Origin of the sequence: Levilactobacillus paucivorans (assembly GCF_001437125.1) — a bacterium.
GTDB lineage: Bacteria > Bacillota > Bacilli > Lactobacillales > Lactobacillaceae > Levilactobacillus > Levilactobacillus paucivorans.
The window spans coordinates 1-1,550 of sequence record NZ_JQCA01000086.1; the positions used below are offsets into that span (position 1 = coordinate 1).

Below are 1,550 nucleotides of genomic sequence, written 5' to 3' on the forward strand. Positions count from 1 at the left end.
GTTAGTGTAAGGTTTTCCTAGATGGTCAATAAAATTCTAGGAATATTCATTTTGAGTTGAATATATAGAAAAAGACCTGTAGCCTTTTAATCGACGAAGATTAAAGGAAAGGATACAGGTCTTTCATGTATATTTTAGCAGATTTTATTGAATCATTGGGAAATTTAGACAGTTTATTTGATTTAGAGGAGCAGGTAATTCTTCATCTTAGGAAGTCATTCCAGCTGGTTGTAGCTGAATATCTGAGGCAATTAGATGAAACACTCGTTCCATCAATTCCGGCAGAAAATACATTCATTAATCGACAGGCCAGAACAATTGAGTTTATGTTTGGCGCCGTGAATTTTGAAAGAAGATGTTATCTTCGACCCAATGGAAGTTATTACTTCCCGTTGGATGAACAACTTCAGTTGGAAGAAAGAAAAAGAATTTCACCTTATTTTAAAAGTGTCGTTGCCAAAATTGGGCAAACGACAACGATGAGAAATACGGCCGCAATGATCAATCTGGCAAGTCAGACGGATATTAGTGCCTGGTCAGTAGACCGAATTATCAGAGACATGGCAGATACCGTGAAGACAGAAGAAAAATCGTCCGAAGAGAAACTAGTTAAGAAACGAAAAGTTGAAAACTTAGTGGTTGAAGGCGATGCCTTTGAGATACACAAAATTAATCGACGAAGACAAGACGTCCACCATTACATTGTTTTTGAATCAGGATTAGATGGAACAAGATCAAACAAAGTTGAGTTTGTTGGTATCAATCAAAAAAAGGTTCAAAAACGAGTAACTGACTACATTGAGAAGTATTATAAAATCAGTGAAATGACCGTGTTTACAGCAAGTGATGGTGGCCCAGGGTATAACCCGAAAAGTATGCGAGAAATAGTTCCGAGTGCTCAAAGAGTTGAATTTACTATCGATCGGTATCACTTTGTCAAAAAGATTAAACAAACCTTTGGTTTATTTAATCCATTGGTTGATAAGGCCGTTAAGAGCGTTAGCCTGTATGATCAGAATCAGTTAAACGTTATTTTAGATACATTTGAGTCGCAAATTAAAACTGATAAGGAACTTGAGAGCCTAAGGGTCCTAAGACAATATTTGGCAAGAAATTGGCAGTTTATAAAGTCTCCACACGATCGTGGCTTCATGAGGGTCGGCAAATTGGGATCCGTTGAAAGCTCACACAGAGCGTACACGTATCGAATGAAAAAGCAAGGCAAAGTATGGTCCGAAAAGGGCCTTGAGGCTATGTTGAAATTAATTGAAGCTCGGGTAAACGGTAAGCTAGATAAATACTTACGTGGTGGTTTAAGAAAGTTACAAGAGCTAACGATTGAGATCGCTACGGAATCATTGAAGACGTTGAGTTCAGCTCAGCTGAGCAACAAGCACCATTCTAAGCATATTGGAGTTCTTTCAGGTAAAATACCAGTTGATGCCCCAACAAGTAGCCCTATCGGAGCAATGGCAAAAATATTTTCAAACTAATTATTGTGTATAAATATTTGGTTGATTATAAGGCACCTAGGAAAACTTGACACATAC

1 protein-coding gene is annotated in these 1,550 nt (G+C 37.7%); it reads left to right on the forward strand.

The window, feature by feature from the left end; genetic code table 11:
- The first annotated feature begins 125 nt into the window (after positions 1 to 125).
- Positions 126 to 1,493, forward strand: a complete 1,368-nt coding sequence (locus tag IV54_RS07670) for an ISLre2 family transposase (RefSeq protein ID WP_046872291.1) — start codon at positions 126 to 128, stop codon at positions 1,491 to 1,493.
- Positions 1,494 to 1,550 lie beyond the last annotated feature (57 nt).